The sequence below is a fragment of the Streptomyces sp. CB01881 genome, from assembly GCF_002953255.1.
Classification (GTDB): Bacteria; Actinomycetota; Actinomycetes; order Streptomycetales; family Streptomycetaceae; genus Kitasatospora.
The window spans coordinates 423,862-448,459 of record NZ_CP026498.1 but is presented as its reverse complement, the minus strand read 5'-3'; the positions used below and the strand labels follow the sequence as shown (position 1 = coordinate 448,459).

Genomic DNA, 24,598 nt, shown 5'->3' with positions numbered 1-24,598 from the left:
AGGTCACATAGCCTGACCGGGCCGTCCGTCCGGCGGCCGGAGGTCGGGAGCCGCGTGCCGGTGGGCGGCCGGCGTCGTGGACAGTCGTGGACAGTCGTGGACAGGGGACTTCGTGGGCTCGTCAGCTTCGGTCGGTCCGGGGGCCGTGCCGTCGGTACGGCAGCGACTGCGGGCCTGGCTGCTCGAAGGCCTGGCGGACATGTCCAAGCAGCACCCGGGCCCGCACGCCCAGGCGCCCGTCGAGCACAAGGGCGCCCGCTGGTGGCGGGTGATGTGCCTGACCGGCCTGGACTACTTCTCGACGCTCGGCTACCAGCCGGGCATCGCCGCCCTCGCGGCCGGACTGCTGTCGCCGGTGGCGACCATCGTGCTGGTGCTCGTCACGCTGTTCGGCGCGCTGCCGGTGTACCGGCGGGTGGCGCAGGAGAGCCCGCACGGCGAGGGCTCGATCGCGATGCTGGAGCGGCTGCTCTCGTTCTGGAAGGGCAAGATCTTCGTCCTGACGCTGCTCGGCTTCGCAGCCACCGACTTCATGATCACCATCACCCTGTCGGCCGCCGACGCCACTGCTCACCTGGTGGAGAACCCGCATCTGAGCAGTGCCCTCTCCGGCAAGCAGGTGCTGATCACGCTCGTCCTGGTCGCCCTGCTCGGCGGCGTCTTCCTCAAGGGGTTCAGCGAGGCGATCGGCCTGGCCGTCGTCCTGGTCGCCGTCTACCTGTCGCTGAACGTCGTCGTGGTCGCCACCGGCCTCTACGAGGTCCTGCGCGCCCCGCACGTGGTCGGCGACTGGGTGGACGCGCTGACCGCCGAACACGGCAACGCGATCGCCATGATCGGCGTCGCCCTGGTGGTCTTCCCCAAACTGGCGCTGGGCCTGTCCGGCTTCGAGACCGGCGTCGCGGTGATGCCGCACATCGAGGGCGACCCGGACGACACCGAGGAGAAGCCGACCGGCCGCATCCGCGGCGCCCGCAAGCTGCTCACCACGGCCGCGCTGATCATGAGCGTCTTCCTGATCACCACCAGCTTCATCACCACCCTGCTGATCCCCAAGGCGGCCTTCGAGCCCGGCGGCCAGGCCAACGGGCGCGCCCTCGCCTACCTGGCCCACGAGTACCTCGGCAACACCTTCGGCAGCATCTACGACCTCTCCACCATCCTCATCCTCTGGTTCGCGGGCGCCTCGGCGATGGCCGGGCTGCTCAACCTGATGCCCCGCTACCTGCCCCGCTACGGCATGGCCCCGACCTGGGCCCGCGCGGTGCGCCCGACCGTCCTGGTGCTGACCGCCATCGCGTTCCTGGTGACGTGGATCTTCGACGCCAGCGTGGACGCCCAGGGCGGCGCGTACGCCACCGGCGTCCTGGTGCTGATCAGCTCGGCCGCGATCGCCGTCACCATCGCGGCCCACAAGGCGCGGGAGCGCAACTGGACCATCGGTTTCGCGGTGATCGCCGGGGTCTTCCTCTACACGACGGCGGTGAACATCGCCGAGCGGCCGGACGGCGTCAAGATCGGAGCCTGCTTCATCGCCGGCATCATGCTGCTCTCGCTGCTCTCCCGGCTCAAGCGGGCGTTCGAGCTGCGCGTGACCGACGTGGTCCTGGACGAGGCCGCGGAGCGCTTCGTCCGCGACTACACGCACCGCCCGCTGCGGCTGATCGCCAACGAGCCCAACAGCCGGGACCTCGTGGAGTACCAGGAGAAGAAGCGGCAGATCCGCGCGGACAACGACATCCCGGCCGAGGACGACCTGGTCTTCGTCGAGGTCACCGTCCGGGACCCGTCGGAGTTCGAGGCCGTCCTCCGGGTCCACGGCGAGGTGCTGCACGACCGGTACCGGGTGCTCTCGCTGGAGAGCTCCAGCGTGCCGAACGCGCTGGCGGCACTGCTGCTGACGGTCCGCGACCGGACGGGGCAGCAGCCGCACATCTACTTCGAGTGGACGGAGGGCAACCCCTTCGCCCAGTTCCTGCGGTTCTTCCTGTTCGGCCACGGCGAGGTCGCCCCGGTCACCCGCGAGGTGCTGCGCGAGGCCGAGCCGGACCGCAACCGCCGCCCGCGCGTCCACGTCGGCTGAGGCCGGCCGGGGAGGACCGGGCCGGCCACCGCCCGCGGCGCCGCGGGCGGTCACCTGCCGGGGCGGGACCTGGTCCAGGCGGGGGCGACGAGGGCGACCAGGGCGACGGCGAAGCCGAGCTGGAGCGCGTGACGGGTCCAGTCGATGCCGCTCGTGTGGGCGACGCCGATCCAGCCGGCGACCGCGTTGCCCAGCCAGGCGCCGGCTGCGCCGAGCAGCATCGTCAGCCACCACGGGATCGCCTGCGGGCCGCGCAGGAGGAGCTTGGCGATCATGCCCAGCACGAATCCGATGAGCAGAATCCACAGCAGCTGGAACATCGCATTCCACCTTTCGAGGGGTGTCGTCCCATGCTCGCCCGGAACACCCGTCCCGGCACGTCGGACGCCGGTCCGCAAGCCCGCGCGGATCACCCGTTGGGGGTGGTGCGCGGAGGCGGGCCGACCGGGAGCGTGGGAAGCGGAGCACCGGGCCCGTTCGCAGGAGGGCCGGGCCCACCTCCGATGCCGGGAGAGGCGGGAGACAGACGATGGACGACTATCCGCTGTTGAACATCTTCCTCACCACCATGTGGTTCTTCCTCTGGGTGCTGTGGATCATGTTGCTGTTCCAGGTCTTCGCAGACCTGTTCCGCGACGACGACGTGAACGGCTGGGGCAAGGCCGGCTGGTGCGTGTTCGTCATCGTCCTGCCGTTCCTCGGGGTGTTCGTCTACCTGATCGCCCGTGGCAGGGGCATGGGCATGCGGATGGCGGCCCAGAGCCGCAGGAACGAGCAGGAGTTCCGCGAGTACGTGCGCGACGCGGCCACCTCGCAGCCCGCCGGCGCGGGCACGGCCGACGAACTGGCCAAGCTGGCGGAGCTCCGCAAGAGCGGCGACCTGACGGAGGACGAGTACCAGCGCGCGAAGTCGCGTGCCCTGGCGTGACCCGAATCGGAGGCTTTCGATGGCAACGGCACAACACCACGCCCAGCCGGTCGGCCCGTCGGCCTCGTCACCGGCGGCACACGCCGATGCGATGCTGACCTTCGCCGCCGTCCTCATGGGCGTCCTCGCCCTGTTCAACGGCCTGGACGGCATCGCGGCGATCAACCGCTCGCACGTCTTCGTCGGCAACGCCCACTACGTCTTCGGGGACCTCCGGGCCTGGGGCTGGGCGATCCTCGCCCTCGCGATCGCCCAGGGCTTCACCGTCGTGGGCATCCTGGCCCGGGTGCAGGTGGCCCGCTGGTTCGGTGTCGGCGTGCTGGTCCTGAACGGGTTCGCGCAGATGGCGTTCATCCCGTCCTACCCGGTCTGGTCGGTGATGATCATCGCCCTCGACGTCATCGCGATCTACGCGCTGATCGCCCACGGCGGCAGGACGGAACCCAGGACGGAACCGGAGCGGACCGCCACCGGGCCGTCCGGCACGGCGGGCGGCGACGCCGGCGGATGACCCCTCCCGGCGGTCGGCGGCGACACGGCTGACGGTGGACCGGGCACCCTCACGGGGCGCCCGGTCCACCGTCCTGCGGGGACCCGGCACGGCTCACTCGACCACCTGCCGGAACTCGGTGACCCGCAGGCCCAGGGCCTGGAAGCGGGCCAGCAGCCCGTACAGGTGGGCCTCGTCGACGACGCGCCCCACCAGGACGGTCTCGCCCGCGAGGAGGCAGCTCTCCAGGTCGGGGAAGCCCTCGCGCCGCAGGACGTCCGACATCCAGCCGGCGACTCGTATCTCGTAGCGCATGAATGCTCCCCCGGATCGGACCACGGTGTCGGTCCGTGGCGGGCGGCTCGGTGAGCGGCTTCCGACTCCCATACTGCCCGCGCCCGGCACGCCCGGGCATCACCCCACCGAGGTGAACCCGGGCCGGTGCGCGCACCCGACGGGTCGTGCGGGACGGGCCCTACAGCAGATGCAGCCGGCGGGCCCGGCGGACGGCGTCCGCCCGGCGGGTGGTGCACAGCTTGCGGTTGATGTTCTTGAGATGGGTCTTGACCGTGTTGACCGACACGTTGAGCTCGGCGGCCACCTCGGCGGTCGACATCAGCTGCGCCACCCGTTCGAGCACCTCCTGCTCGCGCGCGGTCAACGGCTCGACCGGCGCGGCCGTCGCGGGGGACCGCCCCGCGCCGTCCCGCATCGTGTCGGGCAGCCACGCGTGGGCCGCGGTCAGGAACGGCCGGCCCCGCAGGAAGCGGGGCAGCCACGGCCCGGCCTCCAGGAACGCCCGCCGCAGCCGGTCGGGCCGCGCCATGGCGAGGGCGTGCGCGACGAGGCGCAGCGCCGCGTCGTCCTGCCCGGCCGCCAGCTTCGACTCGGCCCGGACCAGCAGGGCGCGGGCGGCGACGGCCGGTGTGCGGCCGACGTCCCGCGGCAGGGCCTCCTCCGCCGCCCGCCGGTCGCCGCGGGCCAGGTGCGCCCGGGCCGCGACGAGGGCGGCCTCGGGGCTCCCGGCACGGCCGGCGTCCAGGGCCTCCAGGGCCGCCCGGGCGTCGCCGGTGTCCAGGAGCGCGGCCGCGGCGACGGTCGTGGCGCGGTCCCGGGCCCAGGGCGAGGCCTCCCAGGGCGTCCCGGCCGGGGGGTACGCCACCCCGGGCGGCCCGTCCGGTGGCGCCTGCGGCCGCCCGGCCGGGGCCGGCCCGCCGAGCAACGCGAGCGCCCCGCGCGGGTCGCCGCCGTAGAGCGCCAGCCTGGCACGGGTGACGTCGAGCTCCGCCTGTTGCAGGGGGTCGCCGTTGCCGTCCGCCTCGGCGAGCCGCAGGCTGACCCGGGCCGTCGGCAGGTCGTCGCGCTCCGCGGCGACCTCGGCGAGGACGAGGTGGGCGAGGCCGCACCCGCCGCTCCCCAACGGGTCCTGCGCCTGCGCCTCGCGGACCGCGTGCAGGGCGTGGGACTCGGCCCGGCCGGGCGTGCCCTTCAGCAGCTCCGCCAAGGCGAGCAGGCCGTGCGACTCGGGCAGGAGCAGCGGCCGGTCGCTCGCCGATGTACCGCCCCCGGCCACGGTGGCTGCTGCGCCGTCACCCGCCGCGCCGTCCCCCGTCGCCCTGGCGCCCGTCCTGTCGCCTGCCGTGCCGCCGCTCGCCGCGGTGCCGCCGAGGTCCGCCAGCAGGCCCGCGCGGGCCTCGTCGACGTGCCCCTCCCAGAGCCGGGCGGTGGCGAGCGCGGCCGACGACAGCGCGGAGAGTTCCGGGTGGTCGCGCCACCGCTCGGGGAGCCGACGGCCGAGCCGCTCGACCGTGTGTGCGGCCTCCTCGACGGCCGGGCCGGTGCCGGCCGAGCGGGCCGCCATCAGCCGCAGGAAGGCCGCGCTCAGCCGTGTCGCGATGTCGTCGCCACCGGTGGCGGCCGCCCGCTGAAGGGCGCGGTCCAGGTGGGCGAGGCCCTTCCCGGTGTCGTGTGCGGCGATGGCCCGGGCGGCGCGGACCAGCTCGGCCGCCGGACCACCGGTGCCCGGCGGCATGGCGGCGAACACCCCGGCCGGTGCCGCGGCCGCCCGCTCGCCGAAGAACCGCCCGATGGCGAGGTCCTGCACCAGCCAGCCCGCCGCGAGCTCCCACTCGTCCGCGGCGGCGGCATGCCGCAGCGCCTCGTCGAGCAGTCCGGCCCCGTGCAGCCACCGGGCGGCCGTCGCGTGGAGCTCCTGCGCCAGGCCGGGGTGGCGGGCGCGCAGGTGGACCTGGAGGATCTCCGCGAACAGCGGGTGGTGGCGGTACCAGGAGTGGCCGAGCGGGGTGACGAAGGTGTTCGCGCGGGCGAGTTCGTCCAGCGTGCGCTCCGCGTCGTCCCTGCCGGTGAGGGCGTTCGCCAGCGCGGGGTGGGTGCGGTCGAGCAGGCTGGTGCGCAACAGGAGGTCCCGGGTCGCGGCCGGCTGGGCGTCCAGGACCTCGGCGAGCAGGAAGTCCGCGATCACGCTGTGCCCGGCCTCGAACTCCTTGAGGTACCTCTCCTGGTCCGGGGCGTGTTCGGCGGCCAGCGCGCACAGGCGCAGGCCGGCCGCCCAGCCCTCGGTGCGCGCGGTCAGCGCCCGGACGCACTCCTCGGACAGGCCGAGGCCGTGGCGGCGCAGCAGGACGGCGGCCTCGTCGGGGGTGAAGGCCAGGTCGGCGGCGCGGACCTCGGTGATCTGGTCCGCCGCGCGGTAGCGGTGCAGGGGCAGCAGCGGTTCGTTGCGGCTGACCAGGACGAGGCGCAGGCCGTCACCGCAGTGGCGCAGCAGGGCGTGGAGGTCGGCGGCGACGTCCGGGGAGGGGACCCGCTCGTACTCGTCGAGGACGAGGACGAGGGGCTGCCGGCGTGCGGCGAGGCCGCCGGCCAGGAGGGCGGGCAGGCCGGGGTGCGCCGGCCCGGCCCCGTGCGGGAGGCCCGGCCCGGCGGGACCGAGGACACCCGAGCGGCGGAGCGCCTCGACGAGCAGGGCGCCGAAGGCGCCGGGCCCGTCGTCCTGCTCTTCGAGGGTGAGCCAGGCGACGGGGCCGGGCAGCGGCGCGGTCCGCACCCAGTCGGAGACCAGCAGGGTCTTCCCGGCGCCGGCGGGGCCGTTGACCAGGAGCAGCGGGTGCGACCGCAGGCCACGGGTGAGCCGCTCGGCCAGCCTCGGGCGGCGGACGAACGACGCCGGGACGGGCGGAACCCGCAGGCGGGTGGCGAGGACGGTGTCCGCCAGGGGCGGCGCCGGTCCCGGCTCGACGGTGCTCCGCTCCCTCGGGTCTGAGGTCATGGCGACCACCAGTCGTACGGCCGGACGGGGTGTCCGGGAAGGTCCTTCCTTCGATCTTCGATCGCGCCCCGGCCGCCTGCAACGGCTGGACGGCCCATACCGGGGGCCCGAACGGCCCCTGGGCCGTGGCCGATGGGCCGCGGGTGCGCCGGCCCGCCACCGCCCGCCGGTCACCCCAAACAGGTGATCCCGCCCCGTCGGAGGCCGCGGTAGCTTCACAACGGGACAGTTTCACAGCGGGGCGGCTCAGGGCCGGGCGGCGTCAGGCCGGACGGTTCCGGGCCGGGCAGCCCGACCGCAGGCCGGGCGCCGGTGTCCGCCCCCGGGAGCCACCCGGGTCCCCCACCCCGCCGACCGGATCTCACCCACCAGGAGCGGACGTGACCAACGAACCCACCGACCCCCGGCAACTGGAAGACCCGGGCCCGATCGACTACCTGGTCGTCGAGTTCCCCGGCAGTCGCATGACCGGGGAGGGCATGCCCGTACTCGTCGACCTGGTCGACCGGGGCATCATCCGCATCCTCGACCTGACCTTCATCAAGAAGGAGGAGGACGGCTCGGTCTTCGGCCTGGAGCTCGCGGACGTGACCGGCGACGGCGAACTCGACCTCACCTTCTTCGAGGGCGTCTCCTCCGGACTCGTCGGCCAGGACGAGCTCGCCGAGGCCGGCGCCCTCATCGCGCCCGGCGACTCCGCCGCGGTGCTCCTCTACGAGAACCTGTGGGCCGCCCCGATGGTCACCGCGCTGCGCCACGCCGGAGCCCGCATGATCGCGAGCGGGCGGGTGCCCGTCCAGGACGTCATCGACGCGCTGGACGCGCTCGACGCCGTCACCTGACCGGCCCGCCCCGGTTCCCCGTCCGCCCTTCACACCTGAGGCAGGAAGCCATGCCCGGACTACTTCGAGGAGTCGCACGGACCGCGGTCGTCGCGGGGACGGCGACGGCCGTGTCCAACCGCGTCTCGCGCCGTCAGGCCGGCCGCTGGGCCCAGCAGGAGGAGGCCCAGCAGCCCCAGCAGTCCCAGTACGCCCAGCCGGCTGCCGCGCCGCCGCCCGCCGCGCCCGCGCCGGCCTCCATGGACGACAAGCTCGACCAGCTGAAGAACCTCGCCGCGCTCAAGGAGCAGGGCGTCCTGACGGAGGAGGAGTTCGCGGCGCAGAAGGCCCGCATCCTCAACGGCTGACCCCGCACCAACGCCTGAACGCCCCCGGCACGTCCGCGGTTCGTCCCCGGGCACACGGCCCCCGGGCACGCGGCCCCGGCCCGTCCGCGGCGCGTGCCCGGGGGAGGGTGCCGTGCGTGCCGGTCCGCGGAGCCTGCGCCGGGGGCGGAGGCCGTCCGGCCGTCCCAGACGCCTGGAGGAGCAGTGAACCGCTGGAAGGCCCTGGCCGTGCTCGGGACGGCCCAGTTCCTGATGGTGCTGGACGCCTCGGTCATGAACGTGTCGATCAGCCAGCTGGTCGAGGACTTCGACACCGAGGTCACCGCCATCCAGGCCGTCATCACCCTCTACACCCTCGTGATGGCGGCCTTCATGCTGACCGGCGGCAAGATCGGGGACATGTTCGGCCGCCGCCGCGTGTTCATCGTCGGCCTGGCCGTGTACGCGGTCGGGTCCGGGCTGACGGCGGTCGCCCCCACCGTGTGGGTGCTCGCCCTCGGGTGGTCGGTCATCGAGGGGCTGGGGGCCGCCCTCGTGCTGCCCGCCCTGGCGGCCCTGGTCGCCGGGTCCTACAGCGGCCGTGACCGGGCCGTGGCCTACGGCGTCGTCGGGGGCCTGGCCGGCGCGGGCATCGCCGTCGGCCCGCTGCTGGGCGGCTGGGTCACCACCTACCTCACCTGGCGGCTGGTCTTCGCGGGTGAGGTCGTCCTCGTCGTGCTCATCCTGGTGTTCATCCGCTGGATCCCGCGCCAGCCGCCGCCGACCCACCGCATCTCCCTCGACACGGCCGGTGTGGTGCTGTCGGCCGCGGGGCTGGCCCTGGTGGTGCTCGCCGTGCTGCAGAGCGGCACCTGGGGCTGGGTCCAGCCGAGGAACCCGCCGTTCACCGTGCTCGGGTTCGCGCCCACCCTGTTCGTCGTCGCGCTCGGCGGCACGCTGCTGTACCTGTTCTGCCTGCACGAGCGCCGGACCGAGGCCCGGGGGCGGGAGCCGCTGGTCTCGTTGGACCACTTCGGCAACCGCGTCCTGCGCTCGGGGCTGGCGACGCTGTTCAACCAGAACACCGTCCTGCTCGGCCTGTTCTTCGTGATCCCGCTCTACCTCCAGGTCGTCCAGGGCCTCAACGCCTTCGAGACCGGTCTGCGGCTGCTCCCGGTCTCCGTCACGATGCTCGTCGCGTCGATGTGCGGCACCCTGATGCTGCGGATCGCCTCGCCCCGCACCATCGTGCGCGGCGGGCTGCTGGTCCTGCTCGCCGCGACCCTGTGGCTCATCGGGGCCATCGGGCCGGACCTGCACGGCGCCTCGTTCGCCGGGTCGATGGCCCTTCTCGGCCTCGGCATGGGGATGCTCGCCTCCCAGCTGGGCAACACGGTGCAGTCCAGCGTCCAGGAGGAGGACCGCAGCGAGGCCGGCGGTCTCCAGTACACCGCGCAGAACCTCGGCTCCTCGCTCGGGACGGCGCTGATCGGCGCCATCCTCATCGGTTCGCTGGCCGGTGCCGTGACCACCCGGATCAACGACGACCCGCGCATCTCCGACGCGGTCGCCGGGCAGTCGGCCGTCCGGATCGAGGCGGGTCTCTCCTTCGTGCCGGCCGACGACGTGGCGACGGCGCTGGCCGGCCGGCCGGAGATCCCCCCGCAGGAGGCCGCCGCCCTGGTCGAGAGCTACCAGAGCGCGCAGATCACCGGACTGAAGGCCGCGGTGCTCGCCTGCAGCGGGATCACCGCCGTGAGCTTCCTGTTCACGGGCGGGATCCCGGCCGGACGGCCCGAGCGCGTGGTGCGCGTGCGGCGACCCGGCACCGGTCCGCCGGACCGGTAGGGCTGACCTGCGGGGACACGGGGGCCGACCGCCCGGCCCCCGGCCCTGCGGCAGGGGCCGGGGCCCGGGTCGTGCGGCGTGCGTCAGAGGGCCGGGGTGAGGGCGTTCTGTACCCGTCGGACCGTCAAGTTGTCTGGACAGCTTGGGGTCGACGGGCCGTCACCGACCCGCCATCCAACGCGCGGGTGCCGTCCACCTCGGCCACGTACACATAACGGGTCTGGGCCGAACGCAGCCCCCGCCCAGCGTCCGTGACCGAGGAGCCACCCCCCGATACCGCCAGGAGGCCCCGCAGAAGGCGGCCGTCACCGCCGTCTTCGACGACGGCACGGAGAGCCGGCTGGTCTTCTACAGCAGCGACGCCACCGGCAGCGACAACGCCGGCAAGGACGTCCAGAACACCGCGGTCACCAGGCAGTTCGCCGTTCCGGCCGGTGCCCGCGCGGTGACCCTGAAGTTCCGCATGTACGACGCCGGCAACAACTGGTTCTGGGCCGTCGACCACATCCGCCTCGGCACCGGGCCGATCACCGCGTGACACCCTCCGGGGAGTCTCCGGCCCGTGAGCCCTGCCGATCGGGCCGCGCACCCCGCCGATCGGGGGGTGTTCCCCCGCTGATCAGGGGGCGCATGCCCGCCGATCGGGGGGCGCGGGCCGGAGTGCGCGGGCCTGGGCGTGCGGGCCGGAGTGCGGAGGGGCGGATTTGCGCCGCATGATCGTCGGATCGGGCTGGAAAGCCGCTGTGCGTGGACGCTCCGTCACGTCAGGATGACTCATCGACGCGGACACGCTGCGTCAATGAGAGGAGCCGCATCCCATGAGCCGCCTTCGGGCCGTCGCCCTGACCCTGGGCTGTACCGCCGCCGCGCTGACCATGACGATGACCACCGCGCACGCCGCGCCCGGGGACACCACGAACATGTGCGGGTCCACGCTCACCCCGAGCGGCTTCGTCGACGTGCAGTGGTGGAACAGCGCGGGCTGCGGCTCCGGCTTCAACCCCAACTCCAAGCAGGTCAAGCAGCTCACCGGCCTCCCGGTCGGCACCGTGGTCAACGCCTGCGCCTCCACCTGGCCGCCGGCGGGCTGGACGATCGTCAGCTCCTTCTACAGCTCCAGCTGCAACTACTCGGCCGTGCCCAGCTTCAACAACAACTCCTGGCAGCTGAAGCGCGTCTCCTGACCTCCCGGCCCTTCCGGACAGGCGCCACCGCATCCCCGACCCCCGGTCGGGGATGCGGTGGCGTTTTCCGTCCCGCCGGCCGGCGGCCCACCCGATCTCTCAATTCTCTCAATCATTGAGATATATGATGCGATCGACCGTTACCGGCCCCGCCACGAAGGGCGCACCACCATGCTCACCGGCAGCCCCACCGCCCGGCGCCGGGCCCGCCTGCTGGTCCCGCTCGCCCTGCTGATCGTCTGGCTCGGCCTCGGCGGGGCCTTCGGCCCGTACGCGGGGAAGCTCACCCAGGTCGCGACCAACGACCGGGCCGCCTTCCTGCCGCGAAGTGCGGAGTCCACCGAGGTGGCACGGCTCGGCCAGGAGTTCCAGACGGCGGCCACGCTGCCGGTGATCGTGGTCTGGGAGAGCCGCACCGGGGCCGTCGACGACGCGCAGCGCGCCGCGGCCGGGCAGGCCCTGCGCGAGGCGGCCGCAGTCCCCGGCGCCACCGGGCGGGTGTCGCCCGCCGTGCCGGCCGAGGACGGCCGCGCCCTCCAGGGCGTCGTCCAGCTCCGGGCCGACCTCGGGCGGCAGACCGGCGACAGCGTCCGCGCCGTGCGCGCGCTCGCCGCCCGGGTGCCGGACGCCACCGTCGGCCTGGCCGGTCCGGCGGCGATCGCGGCCGACCTCGGCAGCGCCTTCGCCGGGATCGACGGACTGCTGCTCGGCGTCGCCCTCGGCGTGGTGCTGCTGATCCTGCTCGCCGTCTACCGCGCGGTGCTGCTGCCGCTGCTGGTCATCATCGGCGCGGTCCTCGCCCTCGGAATCGCCTGCGCCCTGGTCTACCTGCTCGCCGACCACGGCCTGGTACGGGTGGACGGCCAGGTACAGGGCCTGCTGTCGATCCTGGTGATCGGCGCGGCCACCGACTACGGGCTGCTGCTCTCCGCCCGCTTCCGCGAGGAACTGCACCTGCACGGTGACCGGTTCGCCGCGATGCGCACCGCGTGGCGGCATTCCGTCGAACCGATCGCCGCCTCCGGGGCGACCGTCGCCCTCGGCCTGCTCGTCCTGCTGCTCTCCGACCTCACCAACAACCGGGCGCTCGGGCCGGTCGGCGCGATCGGGATCGGCTGCGCGGTGCTCTCCGCGCTCACCTTCCTGCCGGCCGCGCTCACCCTGCTCGGCCGCGCCGCCTACTGGCCGGCCCGGCCCGCCGCCGACGGGCGCGCGCCGGTGCACGCCGTCTGGCAGCGGGTGGCCTCGCTGGTGGGACGCCTGCCGCGCGCCACCTGGGCGGCGAGCCTGGCGGTGCTCGCGGCGCTGGCCGCCTTCGCGCCGACCCTGGACTCCGGCGGTGTGCCGCAGAGCGAGCTGTTCATCAAGGAGCAGCCCTCGGCGGCCGGGCAGCGGCTGCTCTCCGCGCACTTCGCGGGCGGCTCCGGCAATCCGGCCGTCGTGCTCGCCGTGGCCGGGCAGGCCGACGCGGTGGCGGCCGCGGCCGCCGTCCCCGGGACGGCCGGCGTCCGGCCGTACACCGGCGGTGCGCAGGGTTCCCAGGCCGGCGGTGCGGCCGGCGGCGTGCCCAAGGTGGTGGACGGGCGGGTCCGGCTGGACGTGACGCTCGCCGACCCGGCCGACAGCGACGAGGCCATCGCCACCGTGCAGCGCCTGCGCCAGGCCGTGCACGCCGTGCCCGGTGCGGACGCGCTGGTCGGCGGGTACACCGCGCAGCAGTACGACACCCGGGTCACCGCGGAGCGCGACCGTTCACTGATCATGCCGGTGGTGCTGCTCTGCATCCTCGCGGTGCTCGTCCTGCTGCTGCGCTCGCTGCTGGCGCCCGTGCTGCTCGCCGCCACCGTCGCGCTCTCCTACCTGGCCACGCTCGGCGTGTGCGCGGTGGTCTTCCCGCACGTGTTCGGCTTCACCGCCACCGACCCCTCGGTGCCGCTGTACGGGTTCGTGTTCCTGGTCGCCCTGGGAGTGGACTACAACATCTTCCTGATGACCCGGGTCCGAGAGGAGGCGCAGCGGGTCGGCACCCGGGAGGGCGTGCTGCGCGGGCTGACCGCGACCGGCGGGGTGATCACCTCGGCCGGGGTGGTGCTGGCCGCGACCTTCGCCGCGCTCGGCGTGATCCCGCTGGCGTTCCTCGCCCAGATCGCCTTCATCGTCGCCTTCGGCGTGCTGCTGGACACCCTGCTGGTGCGGTCGCTGCTGGTTCCCGCGCTGGTCCGTGACCTCGGGGACCGGGTCTGGTGGCCCGCCCGCCCGACCCGGGTGACGGAGCGTCCGGCGCTGCCGGAGCAGGTCGGCGAGCGGGTCTGACGGCGCCGGACGCCGACGGGCACGGCGGAACCGGGTCGGCGGGGCGCGCCCCCGGTGGGTGTGCCCCCGTGGGTGTGCCGCCGGGGCGCGTTGCCCCGTGCGCGCGCCGTCGGCGAGCGCCGCCGGTTAGGCTGAACGGGTCAGAACGCCGTGGACGAGCCGGAGCAGATGACCTTGCCGGAGCAGGAGCCGAGTACGACCCCGACCATTCCGACGGCGGCCGACACGCCGGCGTTCGGGCGGCTCCTCCAGGACCTCGCCTCCGAGCTGCACCTGCTCGGCCACGGCTTCGCCGCCGCCAGCGGCCTGCACTCCACCGACGTCCAGGCGCTGCTGGCCGTGATGCGGGCGGCTCCCGGGAAGGACGGCGGCCCCGGCGGGGTCACCCCCGGCCGGCTGCGCGAGGAGCTGGCCCTCACCTCGGGCGCGGTCACCGCGGTCCTGGACCGGCTGGAGCGGGCCGGGCACATCCGGCGCACCCGGGACGCCGCCGACCGCCGGCAGGTGCTGGTGCAGTACCTGCCGGGCGCCGGGCGGATGGCCGCGGACTGGTTCGCGCCGGTGGCACGGCGGACGGAGACGGTGCGCGGCGAGTTCACGACGGCGGAGCTGGCCGCGGTGGCCCGCTTCCTCGGCCGGATCACCGGCGAGCTGGAGGAACTGCGGCACTCGCGCGAGCCGTGACCCCGGGCGCGTCCGATCGGGCCGGAGCCGGAGGAACCGTCACCGGCAGCGGCCGAGGCGGCCGGCCGTCGGCGGCGGGTGTGCGATGTCGGTGTCGATGTACTGGTCGTAGCGGCTGCTGAAGAGCCCGCCCGCTGCCGCACGGTCCGCCGGCCGCTCGCCCCCCACACCGCACGGTCGTCACTCATGCCCGCGCGATGGCACGCGGCGCCGGCACCCGAGGCAGGTCAGGCGGGTGTGATCGGCTCCGCACGGGTGAGTTCCACCCAGCGAGTCAGCTCGTCGGCGTGGCTGCCCGTGGCTGTTGCCGTCGCGACGGCCGCGACGGCCTCGGGCGCCGGCTCGCCGTCGCGGAAGAGCAGGGCGAGCGGCCAGGCCGGAGTGCTCGGCTGCCCGCCATCGAACGGGTTCCAGCACCAGGGAGCGTCGAACCTCCACGCACGCCCGTCGCGGTCGACGACCTCGTCGCCGGTTTCCAGGAACGCGAAAGGGCGGAAGAGCAGTTCGAGCCGGAACGGCACACCGCCGACCGGGTCGATCTCGTAACCCTGCTCCTTGAGCCTGGTGTCATAGGACTGGCCCTGCCGCAGGACGTCGAGGTAGGTCGCAGGTCGTGGCAGCCAGCCGGTCTCCAGAGGCGGATCGAAGTGGTGGACCGCCAGGACGTGCACCACGGTCGCGGGGATCCCCACCAGGCACCGGTCGCCGGCCTTCAGTGTGTCCTCCGCCGGCTCCGTCCGGAAGTACTCGCTCTCCCAGTCGTCGTCCGCAGGCGTCGGAAGTGCCACGTCGCCGTTCCACTCGATCCCGTCCGCCGCTGGGTCGATCTCCCACCACGGCCAGTGCAACGAGACGTGGAACCGCGAGACCCCGGAGACCGTGACCTCGGTGAACGGGCATCCCAACCTCAACACGTCACCCGGCCGGTACCGAACACCTCCGACACCGGCGCCCCGAGTGCCGGCTCCGGCCGATTCCGCCCGACTGTCCACGGTGTCTCCCTGAGTTCGGGAGGCGATCATCGCAGAGCCGGGAAGCGATCTTCGCCGCGGGGGATCCGGGTCCTGCCGCCCGGGCCGGGGCGGGCACGGGGCACGCGTGTGCCCGGGGCGATCGGCGCGCGGGCGGCGGTCACCGCGTGCCCTCCCGGGTCGTGCTGTCTCGCCCGTCGGCCGGGCGGGCGTCCCTCCGGTGCGTGGTGGGTGGTCAGGCGGCGGCGGAGAGACCCGCTGCGTGGAGACGGCGAGGACGGCGACCACGCTGAGCCGCTGTCCGTCCAGCCGGTACCCGCCGCTTCGCGCTCTTGGCGCTGCTGGTCACGGTGCGGTTCGAGGGAACGCAGGCACGACGTGGGCCGGACGATACGCCGCTCGGGACACCACCCTCGTGGCCGGCCCGGGCGAGTGCCCGCCGCAGCGGCCGAGGGGCCCGGGTGGCCGCGGGGAAGGTCCGGAGATAATCGGGTGCGGAGCCGGTGTCCGGGCGGCAGAATCGTCGGCGATGCTTCAGCTCACTGCCGATCGGCTGCTGGCCGATGTCGAGTCCCTGCCCCATGCCCTGCGCCTGCGCGAGGTCGCCCGCGCCGCCCACCGTCTCGCGGGGCAGAACCAACTTTCACCCCTCCTTGACGAGTTGGCCACCGGCGGCCCGTACGAGCAGCGGATCGCCGCGCTCGCTGCCCTGGCTGGACGACAACTCCCTTACCTGTCACGCAGGTTGACCGACCCAGATCCGGTGGTGCGCCGCTACGCCCACCGGGCCGTGTGTGAACTCCCCTTGCCGGACGAGGTGGTGGAGCAGGCCATCCGCACGGCCCCGACCGCGGTCCGGGGCGAGCTGATTCGCGCCGTCCTGAAGGCCGGCCGGACGGCGGTGGCCGAGCGGCTGGTGCCTGTCGCCCGGGAGCGGTGGGGATCCGCCGAGGCGGGGCGGCTGCTGCCGGTCTGCTCGCCCGCGTTCGTGGCGCGCGAACTGCCCGGCCTGGCCCATGCCGTCACCTTCACCCGCTCGCTCGGGGAGCGTCACCCGGCAGCGGTGCTGGACGAGGCGGAGCGCCGGCTCACCGAACTGCCCCGTGCGGAGCGGGCGGGATTCTGGCGGCAGAACGCCGTCGGGCTGGGCGCCGCCGCCGGTCGGCTGCCCGGGAGGGCGCTGGACCTGCTGGAGCTCCACCCCGCCAGGCAGTACCGGCCGACCTTCCCCGCGCCGTTGCGCGACAGGTTCGCGGCCTTGGCCGCCCTCGACCCGGAGCGGACCGCCCGGGTGCTGGTGGCCGCCGGTCGGGGCCGGCACGATCCGGTGCTGCGGCCCGCGCTCGCCCGTCGGCTGGCGGCGGCTCCGCTGCCGCTCCTCGCCGAACTGGCCCACCGCAGCTCCGCCGACCATGCGGCGCTGTCGCGCCAACTGCCTCCGGCCGCCCGGGTCGTGCTGCACGATGCGGTGTTGGCCGTGTCGAAGGCCTACCCCCGTGGGTACTCCGGGGAGGTGCTGGCCACCCTGCCCGCGCCGGAACGGATCGCCCGGGCGCGGGCCCGGCTGGCCGAGGATCCCGAGGCGCTGGACCTGCTCGTCCACCTCCCCGCCGCCGAGGCGCTGCCCCGGCTGATGGCGGAGACCAGGACGGCGGAGCTCTGGGAGCGGGGCTACGCCTGGGGTCAAGTGGTGGTGCAGGCCGCACAGTCCGGCGCGTCGAGTGCGGTCCGTGAGGCCCTGGTCCTGCTCCAGCGCCTGCGGAACGAACAGGACCCGGTACGGGCCGAGGCCCTGGCGGAGGTCGCCGCGGTACCGCCGAAGCTCCTTGAGGACGACGCGGCCGGACTCCTGGCGCGCCTCACCGAGGACGCGCTGACCGCGCGCGACTGCTCGCCGTACACCCGGACCCAACTGGCCCTGCTGGCCTGCTCCGTGCTGGCCGAGCACGCCGGCGGCACCGCCCGGGAGCTGGTCGACTGGGCCGTCCGCACGATCGAAAGGATCGCCCCGGCCACGCCGGCCTTCCCGCGGGGGCGGCAGGCGGCGGTGGCGGCCGAGCTGCGGCCGGCGCTGGAGCGGTCGAGCCCACTGCTGCTCGCGTTCGTCGACGGGCTGCATCCTGCTTCACGCCGACTCCCTTTTCTCGTTGAGATCTTGGAGCATGTGACGGCCGATGACCGGGAGTTCGGACGGGCGGTGACCCACCTGCTCGCCGACACCGCCACCCGTGGGGAGCGGGTGGCCCGCCTGGTCGGGGCCGAGCCCGCCGCCGCCGCGCTCCCGGCCGTGCAGGCCGTGCTGACCCGGGAGCGCACCGATCTGCTCGGCCCGTTGCTCGCCTCCGGGAGCAGTACGCCGGGCGGGCTCGCCCCGGTGCCGCTCGACCTCACCGCCGCCGACCGCTGGACGGACCGTCAGGTACGGTCGGCCGCCGAAGCGGTGGCCCGGACGGTGGACGACACCACCGCGACGCCCGAGCAGCGGACCACCGCCCTCCGGGCCGCCGCGCACCTGCCCGGCCACGGCCGGGACCTGTTGCTCCGGTACGTCGACTGCGCCGACGTGCTGCTCTCCGAGGCCGCCCTCGCCGCGCTGCCCTGGACGGCGCGTCCCGCCGAGGCGCTGCCCGTGCTGCTCGGGTACGTCGGCGACGAGCGCGCCCGGGTCGCGGTGTACGCGGCCGGCCGCGCCGCCCGGTTCACCCCGGCGGACGAGCTCGGCCCGGCCCTGGCGCGGATCGTGACCGACCCGACGACCAAGGTGACCAGTCGCAAGCAGGCCGTCCGGCTCGCCGCCGCCCACCTGCCACTGCCCGAGGCGACCGCGCTCCTGGAGGCGGCCTACCGGGCTCCGGAGCAGCACCAGGACGTGCGGCGGGTGGTGGTGGAGCAGGTGGTGGCCCGGCCCGCCGACCTCCCGCTCTGGGACGTGCTGACGGAGATCGCCGAGAGCACCTCCGAGCTGCGGACGGTGCTCGCCGGGGAGCTCCGCCCGCACGCCCTGCCGGCGGACGACCGCCGCCGCTACGCGGAACTGGTCGGCCGGCTGGCCCTCGCCGAGGACAGCCTGGTCGCCTCCATGGGCGCGGGGAGGCTCGCGGTGTGGGGACGCTACGCCCCGGAGGCGGTGGCCGCGACAGTCCCCCTGGTCACGGACCTGACCGAGCGGGAGCGGTGGCGGCCGGCCGCGCGGGCGCTGAGTGCGATCGCCTGGTCGGATGCACCGCACCCGTTCGGCGGTGTCGCCCCGGGGAGCCTGCTGGAGCAGACCCTGAGCCGCCTGATCGAGGCCGTCCGGGCCGGCGGGCCGGCGGACGACGAGGGCCGGGACGAGGCGGCCCGGCAGCGGATCGAGCAGTTCAGCAGCGGGCACTTCCACATGACGGAAACGACGGCCGAAAGCCGGGCGAGGGCCCGCGCCGTGGCCGCCCTGCTGATGACCGAGCCGTCCCTCGTCCCGCAGGCCGTCCCGCGGTTGTGGCACGCCATCGACCTGAACTCCGCGACCCTTGGTGACGAACTCGGCGAGCTGGCAGCTGTGTTGACGGATCGCCCGCTCCTCGCGGGCAAGGTGGCCGAGGAGCTGCGTCCGGAAGACGACCGGACGCCGCCGGGGGAGCACACGTCGGCGGCCGTCCGCCGGTTGACGGAGGACGGCGGTCTGGCCGCCGGGCTGTTCGCGGTCAGGCTGGTGGCCCTGTACGGCCCTGGCCAAGAGTGGCCGGCAGAGTGGCGGGCAGCCCTGCACGCCCTGCGTCGGCATCCGCAGGCCGATGTCCGCGATCGCGCCCTGGGCATCTGGACGGCCAAGGAATGACGCTCCGTCAGACTCGCGACGCAACGGGGTGAGCTCGGGGCGCTGCCCGGCGGCGGCCGGCGCCTCGCGGAGGGCGATGTCACGGGCCGGTCGGGGCTGTTCCAGGGGTGGCTTTGGGCGACGAAGCCGACGACGCTGCACCCCCCGGTACCGTCGCGCCGTGCGGAGCCACTCGACGACCTCCCGGACGGCCTCGGCCGTCTCGCGCTCCAGGGCCGGGGCCTCCTGCTGGTGCCGCTCGTACTGCTGCAGCGCCTCCTGGCACTGCTCGGGTGACCACTCGCCGCAGGACGGCACCGAGCAGTACGGGAAGCCGTCGGGGAAGCCGCCGCCGTAGTCGAAGTCCGCGACCGAGACGGCGGTGACGCCGTACGCCCGCAGGCCCCGGTCGACCTCGTCCAGCCACCGGCCCCGGAACGGGCCGAAGGAGCGGCCGGGCAGGCCGGTACCGTGAACCGCGCACAGGCGCCGGTACGCGTAGCCGTGCCGGAACGCGTGCTCCTCGCCCTCGTAGGGCCCGCCGTGCACCACCGCGCGCAGCGCCTCGACGGCGGTGGGGGCGCCCTCCGCGATCTGGCCGGCGAACTCCCGGTCGGCGCGCTCCAGGGAGTCGGCGTGGTGCTCGCGGATCTCGTCGAGCAACGCGTCGTTGCGGGAGCCGACGGTGTCGGCCATCGCGTCGGGGTCGATCAGGTACGCGGTGAGGAAGGAACCCATGGGGTCACCGTAGTGGCGGTGACGGGCAGTCGGTTCCGTCCGCTCCGCCGCCGCTGCCCTCACTGCACGCGGCCCGCCACGGGATCAGCCGCCGGACACGCCCCGGCGGCCCTGCCGGCGGGTGATCAGCGCGTCCAGGCCGTCGAGGATGCGCTCCAGGCCGAACTCCAGGGCCTGGTCCCGACCGTCCGGCGCCGCCATGGCCGACGCGAGCGCCGGGAAGCGCTCGGCGTGTTCCCGGACCAGTCCGCCGAGAACGGCCAGCAGCTGTGCCTCGGGATCGCCGGCGGGGCCGGCGGTCCGGGCCTGCTCGGCGATGCCGCGGACGTGGCCGGCCAGCAGGACGGCGGCGTCCATCCGCTCCGGCCCGGTCAGCCCGTTGCCGTCGAGCGCGGCCACCACCCGCTCCAGCCAGGCGAGTTCCCTCGGGCCCGTCATCCGGGGGCCGACCGTGGCATCCAGCAGCCACGGGTGTGCACCGAAGGCCATGGCCAACTGGTTGGCCCAGTCGTGTAGTTGGCTGCGCCAATCGGGTGCGCCGGGGGCCGGTGAGGGTTCGCCGACCGCCTCCTCGACCATCAGCGCGACCAGCTCCGCCTTGCCCGGCACGTAGCGGTAGAGCGACATCTTCGTGTAGTCGAGCAGCCCGGCCACCCGCTGCATCGAGACGGCGCCGAGCCCCTCCGCGTCCGCGATCTCGATGCCCGCCCGGGCGATCCGTTCCAGGGTGAGGGCCGGTTTGGGTCCCCGGGTCGGCTTCGGGTGGGGGCCCCAGAGCAGCCGTGCCGTGTCGACCGCCCCGCCGCCGGATCCGCTGCCCAATTCCCGCTCCCGTCCTGCCTCCGGCCTGCTCCTTTGCCGAACCGGTCCAACTGCGTCTACCGTACACAGCAGCAATCAGTGTCCGCCAGACACAGTTTCGCCGATGGGCCCCCGGAGCCTCGGCGGGCGGCGTCGGCTCTCAACGGACGGAGTGGTTCATATGGGTGCGAAGGTCCTCATCTCGGGTGCGAGCATCGCCGGCCCCGCGCTGGCCTACTGGCTGGGGCGGTACGGCTTCGAGCCAACCGTCGTCGAGCTGGCCCCCGCACTGCGCGGCGGCGGCCAGGCCGTCGACTTCCGCGGCGAGACCCACCTGACCGTGCTGGAGCGGATGGGTCTGCTGGAGGAGCTGCGCCGGATCGGCACCGGCGGCACTCCGATGAGCTTCGTCGACCAGCGCGGCCGTCAACTGCTCCAGCTCCCGGCCGACTTCGCGGGCGGTGACGTCGAGGTGCCGCGCGGCGAACTGGCCCAGGTGCTGTACCGGCACAGCCTGCCCACCACCGAGTACGTCTTCGGGGACTCCGTCACCGCGCTGGAGGAGACGCCCACCGGCGTCCGGGCCGGGTTCCGGCACGGCGCCCCGCGCGAGTTCGACCTGGTGATCGGGGCGGACGGGCTGCACTCCAACGTCCGTCGGCTCGCGCTCGGCCCCGAGCGGCGTTACGTCCGCCACCTCGGGTACTACGCCGCGACCTGGCAACTGCCCAACGACCTGGGACTCGCACCCGGCTCCGTCGGCCTCAACGTGCCCGGCCGGCTCGCCTCCGTCGGCGCGGACCACCGCGACCCGGCCAGGGCGGGCGCCTTCTTCCTCTTCGCCTCGCCCGAACTCGCCTACGACCGGCACGACATCGAGCAGCAGAAGGGGCTGCTCCGGGACGCCTTCGCGGGCCTCGGCTGGCAGGTGCCCCGGCTGCTGGAGAGCCTGCGCGAGGCCCCCGAGCTGTACTTCGACTCGATCAGCCGGGCGGACGTCCCCGCCTGGTCCACCGGCCGGATCGCCCTGGTCGGGGACGCGGCCTGCGGTGCCACCATCGGCGGCATGGGCACCGGCACCGCCGTCGTCGCCGCGTACGTCCTGGCCGGCGAACTCGCGCGCGCCCGCGGCGACCACCGCACCGCCTTCACCCGCTACGAGAACGCCGTCCGCGGCTACGCCGAGGGCTGCCAGAAGGGCGGCGACCGCACCGGCCCCTTCCTCGCCCCGGGCACCGCGGCCGGACTGCGGGTGCGGAACGGGCTGCTGGGGCGGCAGTGGATCCTGAACAGGATGCTGGAGCTGGGCAGGAAGGTCGGCAGCACCATGGAACTGCCCGACTACGAGGCGGAGCCGGCCACCCGTTGACCGGCTCGCCGGGAGTTCACCCGACTGGTGTGACCAGGACACTCACCGCATCGGCGTGATCCGGGTGCCGCCGTCCAGCACGGCCTCCACCGAGACGGTGGCCCGGGCGGGCCGTTCGACCGCGAGGGTGTGGTCCGGCACGGGCTGATCGGCCGTCCAGTCCGGGCCCTTGGCGGTGATCCGGGCCACCCGGCGGCTGCCCGCCACCAGCAGGAACTCGGTGCCCTGCGGGGAGCGCCACCACGTCCAGCCGACGGTGTCCTGCTCGAACCGGCTGCACGCGCGCCCCGGCCCGCCCCCGGTGCGTTGCGGGCTGCGCGCCCCCGGCAGCAGGACGGCGGTGGCGGCGCTGCCCTCGCCGTTCCAGCGGTCGGCCCGTAGGCAGACCCAGGACGCCGTGCCCGCGTTCTGCGGCAGCTGCTGCACGGCAAACGTCCAGAGGTCGAGCCGCTTGACCCCCGGTGTGCCGTCCGGCACCGCGCAGCCGCCGCGCGCCCACGCCTGCAGGGCGTCCGGGGTCACGGCCTCGCGCGGCTCCGGGGCGGGCTGGGTGCGGTCCGGCGGCGGGGTGTAGCCGAGATGGGCGGGGACGAGCCCGCCGAGGTCGGCGAGCAGGAAGGCGTACCTCTCGGCGATCACGGGGGAGGAGCGTACCTGGAGCACGGCGGCGCCCCGGCAGTCCGCGAGCGGCCCGGCCGGGCTGCCGGCGGCGGACGCGGCCGGTGCCGCGGCCGTCACGCCGTCCGCGCGGTCCAACGGCTTGGCGGGCGTGTCCGGCTGGTCGATCCGGCGGACGTCGGCCGCCTCGATCCAGGGCGCGAGCAGGTAGCGCGCGGAGGTGCCCTGACGGCGCAACACCACCGCGCCCGCCGTGGTGACGGAGGAGTCGTCGGCGCGGGCGAGGTCGAGCCCGCCGGCGTGTCCGTCGGTGTAGCGGGCGATCCGCCCGCCGTCGTACAGCACCACCACGGCCGTGCCGTCGACCGTGCCGGCGAACAGCAGCTGCGGCGTACCGGTGGGCGGGGCGGTGGTGGTGCCCGGTTCGGCCCTGGTCGGCGAACCGGGCCGGCCGGCCTGTGCCCAGGCGGTGAGCGCCCGGCCGAGCAGGGCGGTGTCGTCACGGCGGTCGCCCCGGGCCGGCCAGGCGGAGAAGTCGACCCGGGCGGTGTGCTGCCACTGGTCCGGTGCCACCCGGACCAGCCGGGCCGGATCGGGAGCCGGCCCGGCCGGCGGCACGGGGAGCGGGTGGGCGGCGTGCGGGCCGCCGCCCGGAGGGCCGGACAGGACGGCGGCCGTGGTGGTGAGCGCCAGCGCGGCCACCACGAGCGAGGCGCCGAGCGTCCGGCGGCGGCGCAGCAGGTCGGTCGCCTGGACGCGGACGGCACAGGGGTCGAAGGCGGGCGGGTCCGGCTCGGCGGCAACGGGGAGCCCCCCGGCCCGGCCGACCGCCCGGGCCGGCTCGTCCGCGCCCGCCCGGCGCAGCACCTCCTCGGCCTGCCCGGGCGTGAGACGTTCCCCGGCCAGCAGGGCGAACGCCGCCCGCGCGGGTGCGTCCAGGCCGGCCAGCTCCCGGTCCAGCGCCGCGTCCGCCTCCGCGCCGCCCGGGGTGAACAGCCGCAGCCCCCAGACCCGGGGCGCGAGCAGCCGGTCCGCGGTCCGCGGGCGCAGCGCGGCCCGTAGCACCCGCAGACGGAGGGCGGCGTACACCGGGTCCTCGTCCGGGACGGCGGGGGCGCCCGGGCCGGCCGGGCGGCTCCAGCGCGACGGCAGGGCGCGCTGCACGGCCGCGTGCGCGGCGAGGACCCGGCTGTGGCGGTCCCGGTCGGCGGGCAGGGCCAGGTACGCCAGCCGGACCAGCCGTCGGTAGTGGCGCACGAGCGCCGCCTCGGCCTGCGCCACAGGGTGCGCGGGCGCGCCCTGTGGCGATGGTCCGGCCGTCCGTCCTGCCAACGCGTCCTCCCCGGGTTTGCGTGGTGCCGTGCTGGACGGTCCAACGAGTCGATCATGTGATGGTTGCGCCGTCCGGGGAGGCGCCGCCCCCGCGGGCCTCGCGGAGCCGCCCGGCAGGGCGGGGTCGGGCGGGCGCTGGTCAGCCTCGTCACCGGGGCGGCCCCAGGACGATGTCCTCGTGCCGCCCCAGCGGCCGCCACCGGTCCGGTCCGGGCTCCGCCCCCGGGGCGGTCGGCGCGGGGGACGGGGGAGCGGGCAACAGGTCGACCGCCGGGAGCGGCCCCAGGTCGAGCCCGGTGATGTCGGCGACGTCGCTCACGGGTACCTGGAACGTCCGGTACGCGCCCAGCGGCGGCGGCTGGTCGGCGGCCTCCGCCGCCGCGAGCGCGGCCGAGGCGTTCGGCAGGTCCGGGCTCTGGTCGAGCACGTACGCGGTGGCGGCCAGCGCGCCGCCCTGGAGGAAGGCGACGACCTTCCAGAACGCCAGCGGGATCCGCACCTTCCGGTAGACCGGGTCGGCGGGCCGCAGGACCGGGCCGGTCAGCACGACGAGCCTGCGATCGAACGTCGCCGCGTGGGTGAGCAGGAAGTCCTCCAGGCCCGCCCAGAGTTGCTTGCCCTGGTTGAAGGCGGCGTGCTGGGGAGCCGCGTTGGTGAAGTGGAAGGTGTCGGCGTTGGCGGCCCGCACCTCGGCGTCGTCGCCCCAGACGGGGTCGAGCCGCCGGACCAGGTGCCCGCGGTCGAAGTCGTTGTCGGCGTAGAGCGCCTCGCCGGCCTGCTGCGCCTCCGGGACGCGGGGATCGAGCCGCCACTGGCCCTCCCGTTTGAGGTCGACCAACCGGCCGCCGTCGATCCCCACGGCCGTTGCGGCGGCGAGCCTGCGGTCGGGCCGCAGCAGGACCGTGAAGTGTGTGTACGGGAGCGTGACCAGGGCGATGCCCGGGTCGGTGGGGTGCGGCAGCGGGACGAGCGGGCCGAGGAAGGCCGGATCGTAGCCGCCCGTCGGG

General features: G+C 74.9%; 20 protein-coding genes. 13 read left to right on the top strand and 7 right to left on the bottom strand.

Annotation, left to right across the window (positions count from 1 at the left end):
- Positions 1 to 199 precede the first annotated feature (199 nt).
- Complete coding sequence (locus C2142_RS02145; protein ID WP_241003102.1) at positions 200 to 2,083, top strand: amino acid transporter; 1,884 nt, start codon at positions 200 to 202, stop codon at positions 2,081 to 2,083.
- A gap of 50 nt (positions 2,084 to 2,133) precedes the next feature.
- On the opposite strand, the gene C2142_RS02140 is transcribed toward C2142_RS02145, so the two are convergent.
- On the bottom strand, positions 2,134 to 2,403 hold the full coding sequence (locus C2142_RS02140; protein WP_148640802.1) for a GlsB/YeaQ/YmgE family stress response membrane protein: 270 nt from the start codon (positions 2,401 to 2,403) through the stop codon (positions 2,134 to 2,136).
- A 209-nt stretch (positions 2,404 to 2,612) separates the two neighbouring features.
- Between C2142_RS02140 and C2142_RS02135 the strand changes: the two genes are divergently transcribed.
- Both C2142_RS02135 and C2142_RS02130 read left to right on the top strand, forming a co-directional pair.
- Positions 2,613 to 3,011: an SHOCT domain-containing protein gene (locus C2142_RS02135; RefSeq protein WP_148640801.1), complete on the top strand. Its 399-nt coding sequence runs from the start codon at positions 2,613 to 2,615 to the stop codon at positions 3,009 to 3,011.
- Positions 3,012 to 3,030: 19 nt separating this feature from the next.
- On the top strand, positions 3,031 to 3,522 hold the full coding sequence (locus C2142_RS02130) for a hypothetical protein (RefSeq protein WP_148640800.1): 492 nt from the start codon (positions 3,031 to 3,033) through the stop codon (positions 3,520 to 3,522).
- 93 nt (positions 3,523 to 3,615) lie between these two features.
- Here C2142_RS02130 and C2142_RS02125 read toward each other — a convergent pair whose 3' ends face one another.
- Positions 3,616 to 3,816, bottom strand: a complete 201-nt coding sequence (locus C2142_RS02125) for a hypothetical protein (protein WP_148640799.1) — start codon at positions 3,814 to 3,816, stop codon at positions 3,616 to 3,618.
- Positions 3,817 to 3,976: 160 nt separating this feature from the next.
- On the bottom strand, positions 3,977 to 6,790 hold the full coding sequence (locus tag C2142_RS02120) for a LuxR C-terminal-related transcriptional regulator (RefSeq protein ID WP_148640798.1): 2,814 nt from the start codon (positions 6,788 to 6,790) through the stop codon (positions 3,977 to 3,979).
- Positions 6,791 to 7,170: 380 nt separating this feature from the next.
- On the opposite strand from C2142_RS02120, the gene C2142_RS02115 reads away from it, so the two are divergent.
- The 7 genes from C2142_RS02115 to C2142_RS02085 all read left to right on the top strand — a co-directional run bounded on the left by C2142_RS02115 (position 7,171) and on the right by C2142_RS02085 (position 13,966).
- A complete protein-coding gene (locus tag C2142_RS02115; RefSeq protein WP_174315573.1) occupies positions 7,171 to 7,632 on the top strand; it encodes a DUF6325 family protein in 462 nt (153 codons plus the stop codon).
- A gap of 50 nt (positions 7,633 to 7,682) precedes the next feature.
- Complete coding sequence (locus C2142_RS02110; protein ID WP_148640797.1) at positions 7,683 to 7,979, top strand: SHOCT domain-containing protein; 297 nt, start codon at positions 7,683 to 7,685, stop codon at positions 7,977 to 7,979.
- Positions 7,980 to 8,162: 183 nt separating this feature from the next.
- Positions 8,163 to 9,785, top strand: a complete 1,623-nt coding sequence (locus C2142_RS02105) for an MFS transporter (protein ID WP_148640796.1) — start codon at positions 8,163 to 8,165, stop codon at positions 9,783 to 9,785.
- 142 nt (positions 9,786 to 9,927) lie between these two features.
- Positions 9,928 to 10,323 (top strand): hypothetical protein, encoded by a 396-nt coding sequence (locus C2142_RS02100; RefSeq protein ID WP_148640795.1) that lies wholly within the window; start codon positions 9,928 to 9,930, stop codon positions 10,321 to 10,323.
- A 280-nt stretch (positions 10,324 to 10,603) separates the two neighbouring features.
- The gene (locus tag C2142_RS02095) at positions 10,604 to 10,969 is read left to right on the top strand and encodes a hypothetical protein (protein ID WP_148640794.1); all 366 of its coding nucleotides are present in this window, start codon (positions 10,604 to 10,606) and stop codon (positions 10,967 to 10,969) included.
- Between the two features lie 171 nt (positions 10,970 to 11,140).
- Complete coding sequence (locus tag C2142_RS02090) at positions 11,141 to 13,282, top strand: MMPL family transporter (protein WP_148640793.1); 2,142 nt, start codon at positions 11,141 to 11,143, stop codon at positions 13,280 to 13,282.
- 168 nt (positions 13,283 to 13,450) lie between these two features.
- Entirely contained in the window at positions 13,451 to 13,966 is a 516-nt protein-coding gene (locus C2142_RS02085; protein ID WP_148640792.1) for a MarR family winged helix-turn-helix transcriptional regulator, read from the top strand.
- A gap of 227 nt (positions 13,967 to 14,193) precedes the next feature.
- Here C2142_RS02085 and C2142_RS02080 read toward each other — a convergent pair whose 3' ends face one another.
- Complete coding sequence (locus C2142_RS02080) at positions 14,194 to 14,880, bottom strand: hypothetical protein (RefSeq protein WP_148640791.1); 687 nt, start codon at positions 14,878 to 14,880, stop codon at positions 14,194 to 14,196.
- 586 nt (positions 14,881 to 15,466) lie between these two features.
- Here C2142_RS02080 and C2142_RS02075 point away from each other — a divergent pair.
- Both C2142_RS02075 and C2142_RS02070 read left to right on the top strand, forming a co-directional pair.
- Complete coding sequence (locus tag C2142_RS02075) at positions 15,467 to 18,754, top strand: hypothetical protein (protein ID WP_148640790.1); 3,288 nt, start codon at positions 15,467 to 15,469, stop codon at positions 18,752 to 18,754.
- 160 nt (positions 18,755 to 18,914) lie between these two features.
- Entirely contained in the window at positions 18,915 to 19,091 is a 177-nt protein-coding gene (locus tag C2142_RS02070) for a hypothetical protein (protein ID WP_153882746.1), read from the top strand.
- A gap of 464 nt (positions 19,092 to 19,555) precedes the next feature.
- Here the strand turns inward: C2142_RS02070 and C2142_RS02065 are convergent, their stop codons facing one another.
- Positions 19,556 to 20,293, bottom strand: a complete 738-nt coding sequence (locus C2142_RS02065; RefSeq protein WP_241002322.1) for a TetR/AcrR family transcriptional regulator C-terminal domain-containing protein — start codon at positions 20,291 to 20,293, stop codon at positions 19,556 to 19,558.
- A gap of 160 nt (positions 20,294 to 20,453) precedes the next feature.
- On the opposite strand from C2142_RS02065, the gene C2142_RS02060 reads away from it, so the two are divergent.
- Entirely contained in the window at positions 20,454 to 21,641 is a 1,188-nt protein-coding gene (locus tag C2142_RS02060; RefSeq protein ID WP_148640789.1) for an FAD-dependent monooxygenase, read from the top strand.
- Positions 21,642 to 21,683: 42 nt separating this feature from the next.
- Here C2142_RS02060 and C2142_RS02055 read toward each other — a convergent pair whose 3' ends face one another.
- Together C2142_RS02055 and C2142_RS02050 are read right to left on the bottom strand one after the other, a co-directional pair.
- Positions 21,684 to 23,516, bottom strand: a complete 1,833-nt coding sequence (locus C2142_RS02055; protein WP_241003351.1) for a hypothetical protein — start codon at positions 23,514 to 23,516, stop codon at positions 21,684 to 21,686.
- Positions 23,517 to 23,739: 223 nt separating this feature from the next.
- Positions 23,740 to 24,598: DNA/RNA non-specific endonuclease (locus C2142_RS02050; protein ID WP_206670883.1), on the bottom strand; the 859-nt coding region annotated here is incomplete at its 5' end.

Excerpts from the sequence above, each read along its gene's own strand:
- C2142_RS02130 (WP_148640800.1), top strand. The coding sequence starts at position 3,031 with ATGGCAACGGCACAACACCACGCCCAGCCGGTCGGCCCGTCGGCCTCG.
- C2142_RS02095 (WP_148640794.1), top strand. The coding sequence starts at position 10,604 with ATGAGCCGCCTTCGGGCCGTCGCCCTGACCCTGGGCTGTACCGCCGCC.
- C2142_RS02075 (WP_148640790.1), top strand. The coding sequence starts at position 15,467 with ATGCTTCAGCTCACTGCCGATCGGCTGCTGGCCGATGTCGAGTCCCTG.
- C2142_RS02085 (WP_148640792.1), top strand. The coding sequence starts at position 13,451 with ATGACCTTGCCGGAGCAGGAGCCGAGTACGACCCCGACCATTCCGACG.
- C2142_RS02110 (WP_148640797.1), top strand. The coding sequence starts at position 7,683 with ATGCCCGGACTACTTCGAGGAGTCGCACGGACCGCGGTCGTCGCGGGG.
- C2142_RS02090 (WP_148640793.1), top strand. The coding sequence starts at position 11,141 with ATGCTCACCGGCAGCCCCACCGCCCGGCGCCGGGCCCGCCTGCTGGTC.
- C2142_RS02135 (WP_148640801.1), top strand. The coding sequence starts at position 2,613 with ATGGACGACTATCCGCTGTTGAACATCTTCCTCACCACCATGTGGTTC.
- C2142_RS02060 (WP_148640789.1), top strand. The coding sequence starts at position 20,454 with ATGGGTGCGAAGGTCCTCATCTCGGGTGCGAGCATCGCCGGCCCCGCG.
- C2142_RS02140 (WP_148640802.1), bottom strand. The coding sequence starts at position 2,403 with ATGTTCCAGCTGCTGTGGATTCTGCTCATCGGATTCGTGCTGGGCATG.
- C2142_RS02120 (WP_148640798.1), bottom strand. The coding sequence starts at position 6,790 with ATGACCTCAGACCCGAGGGAGCGGAGCACCGTCGAGCCGGGACCGGCG.
- C2142_RS02145 (WP_241003102.1), top strand. The coding sequence starts at position 200 with ATGTCCAAGCAGCACCCGGGCCCGCACGCCCAGGCGCCCGTCGAGCAC.
- C2142_RS02125 (WP_148640799.1), bottom strand. The coding sequence starts at position 3,816 with ATGCGCTACGAGATACGAGTCGCCGGCTGGATGTCGGACGTCCTGCGG.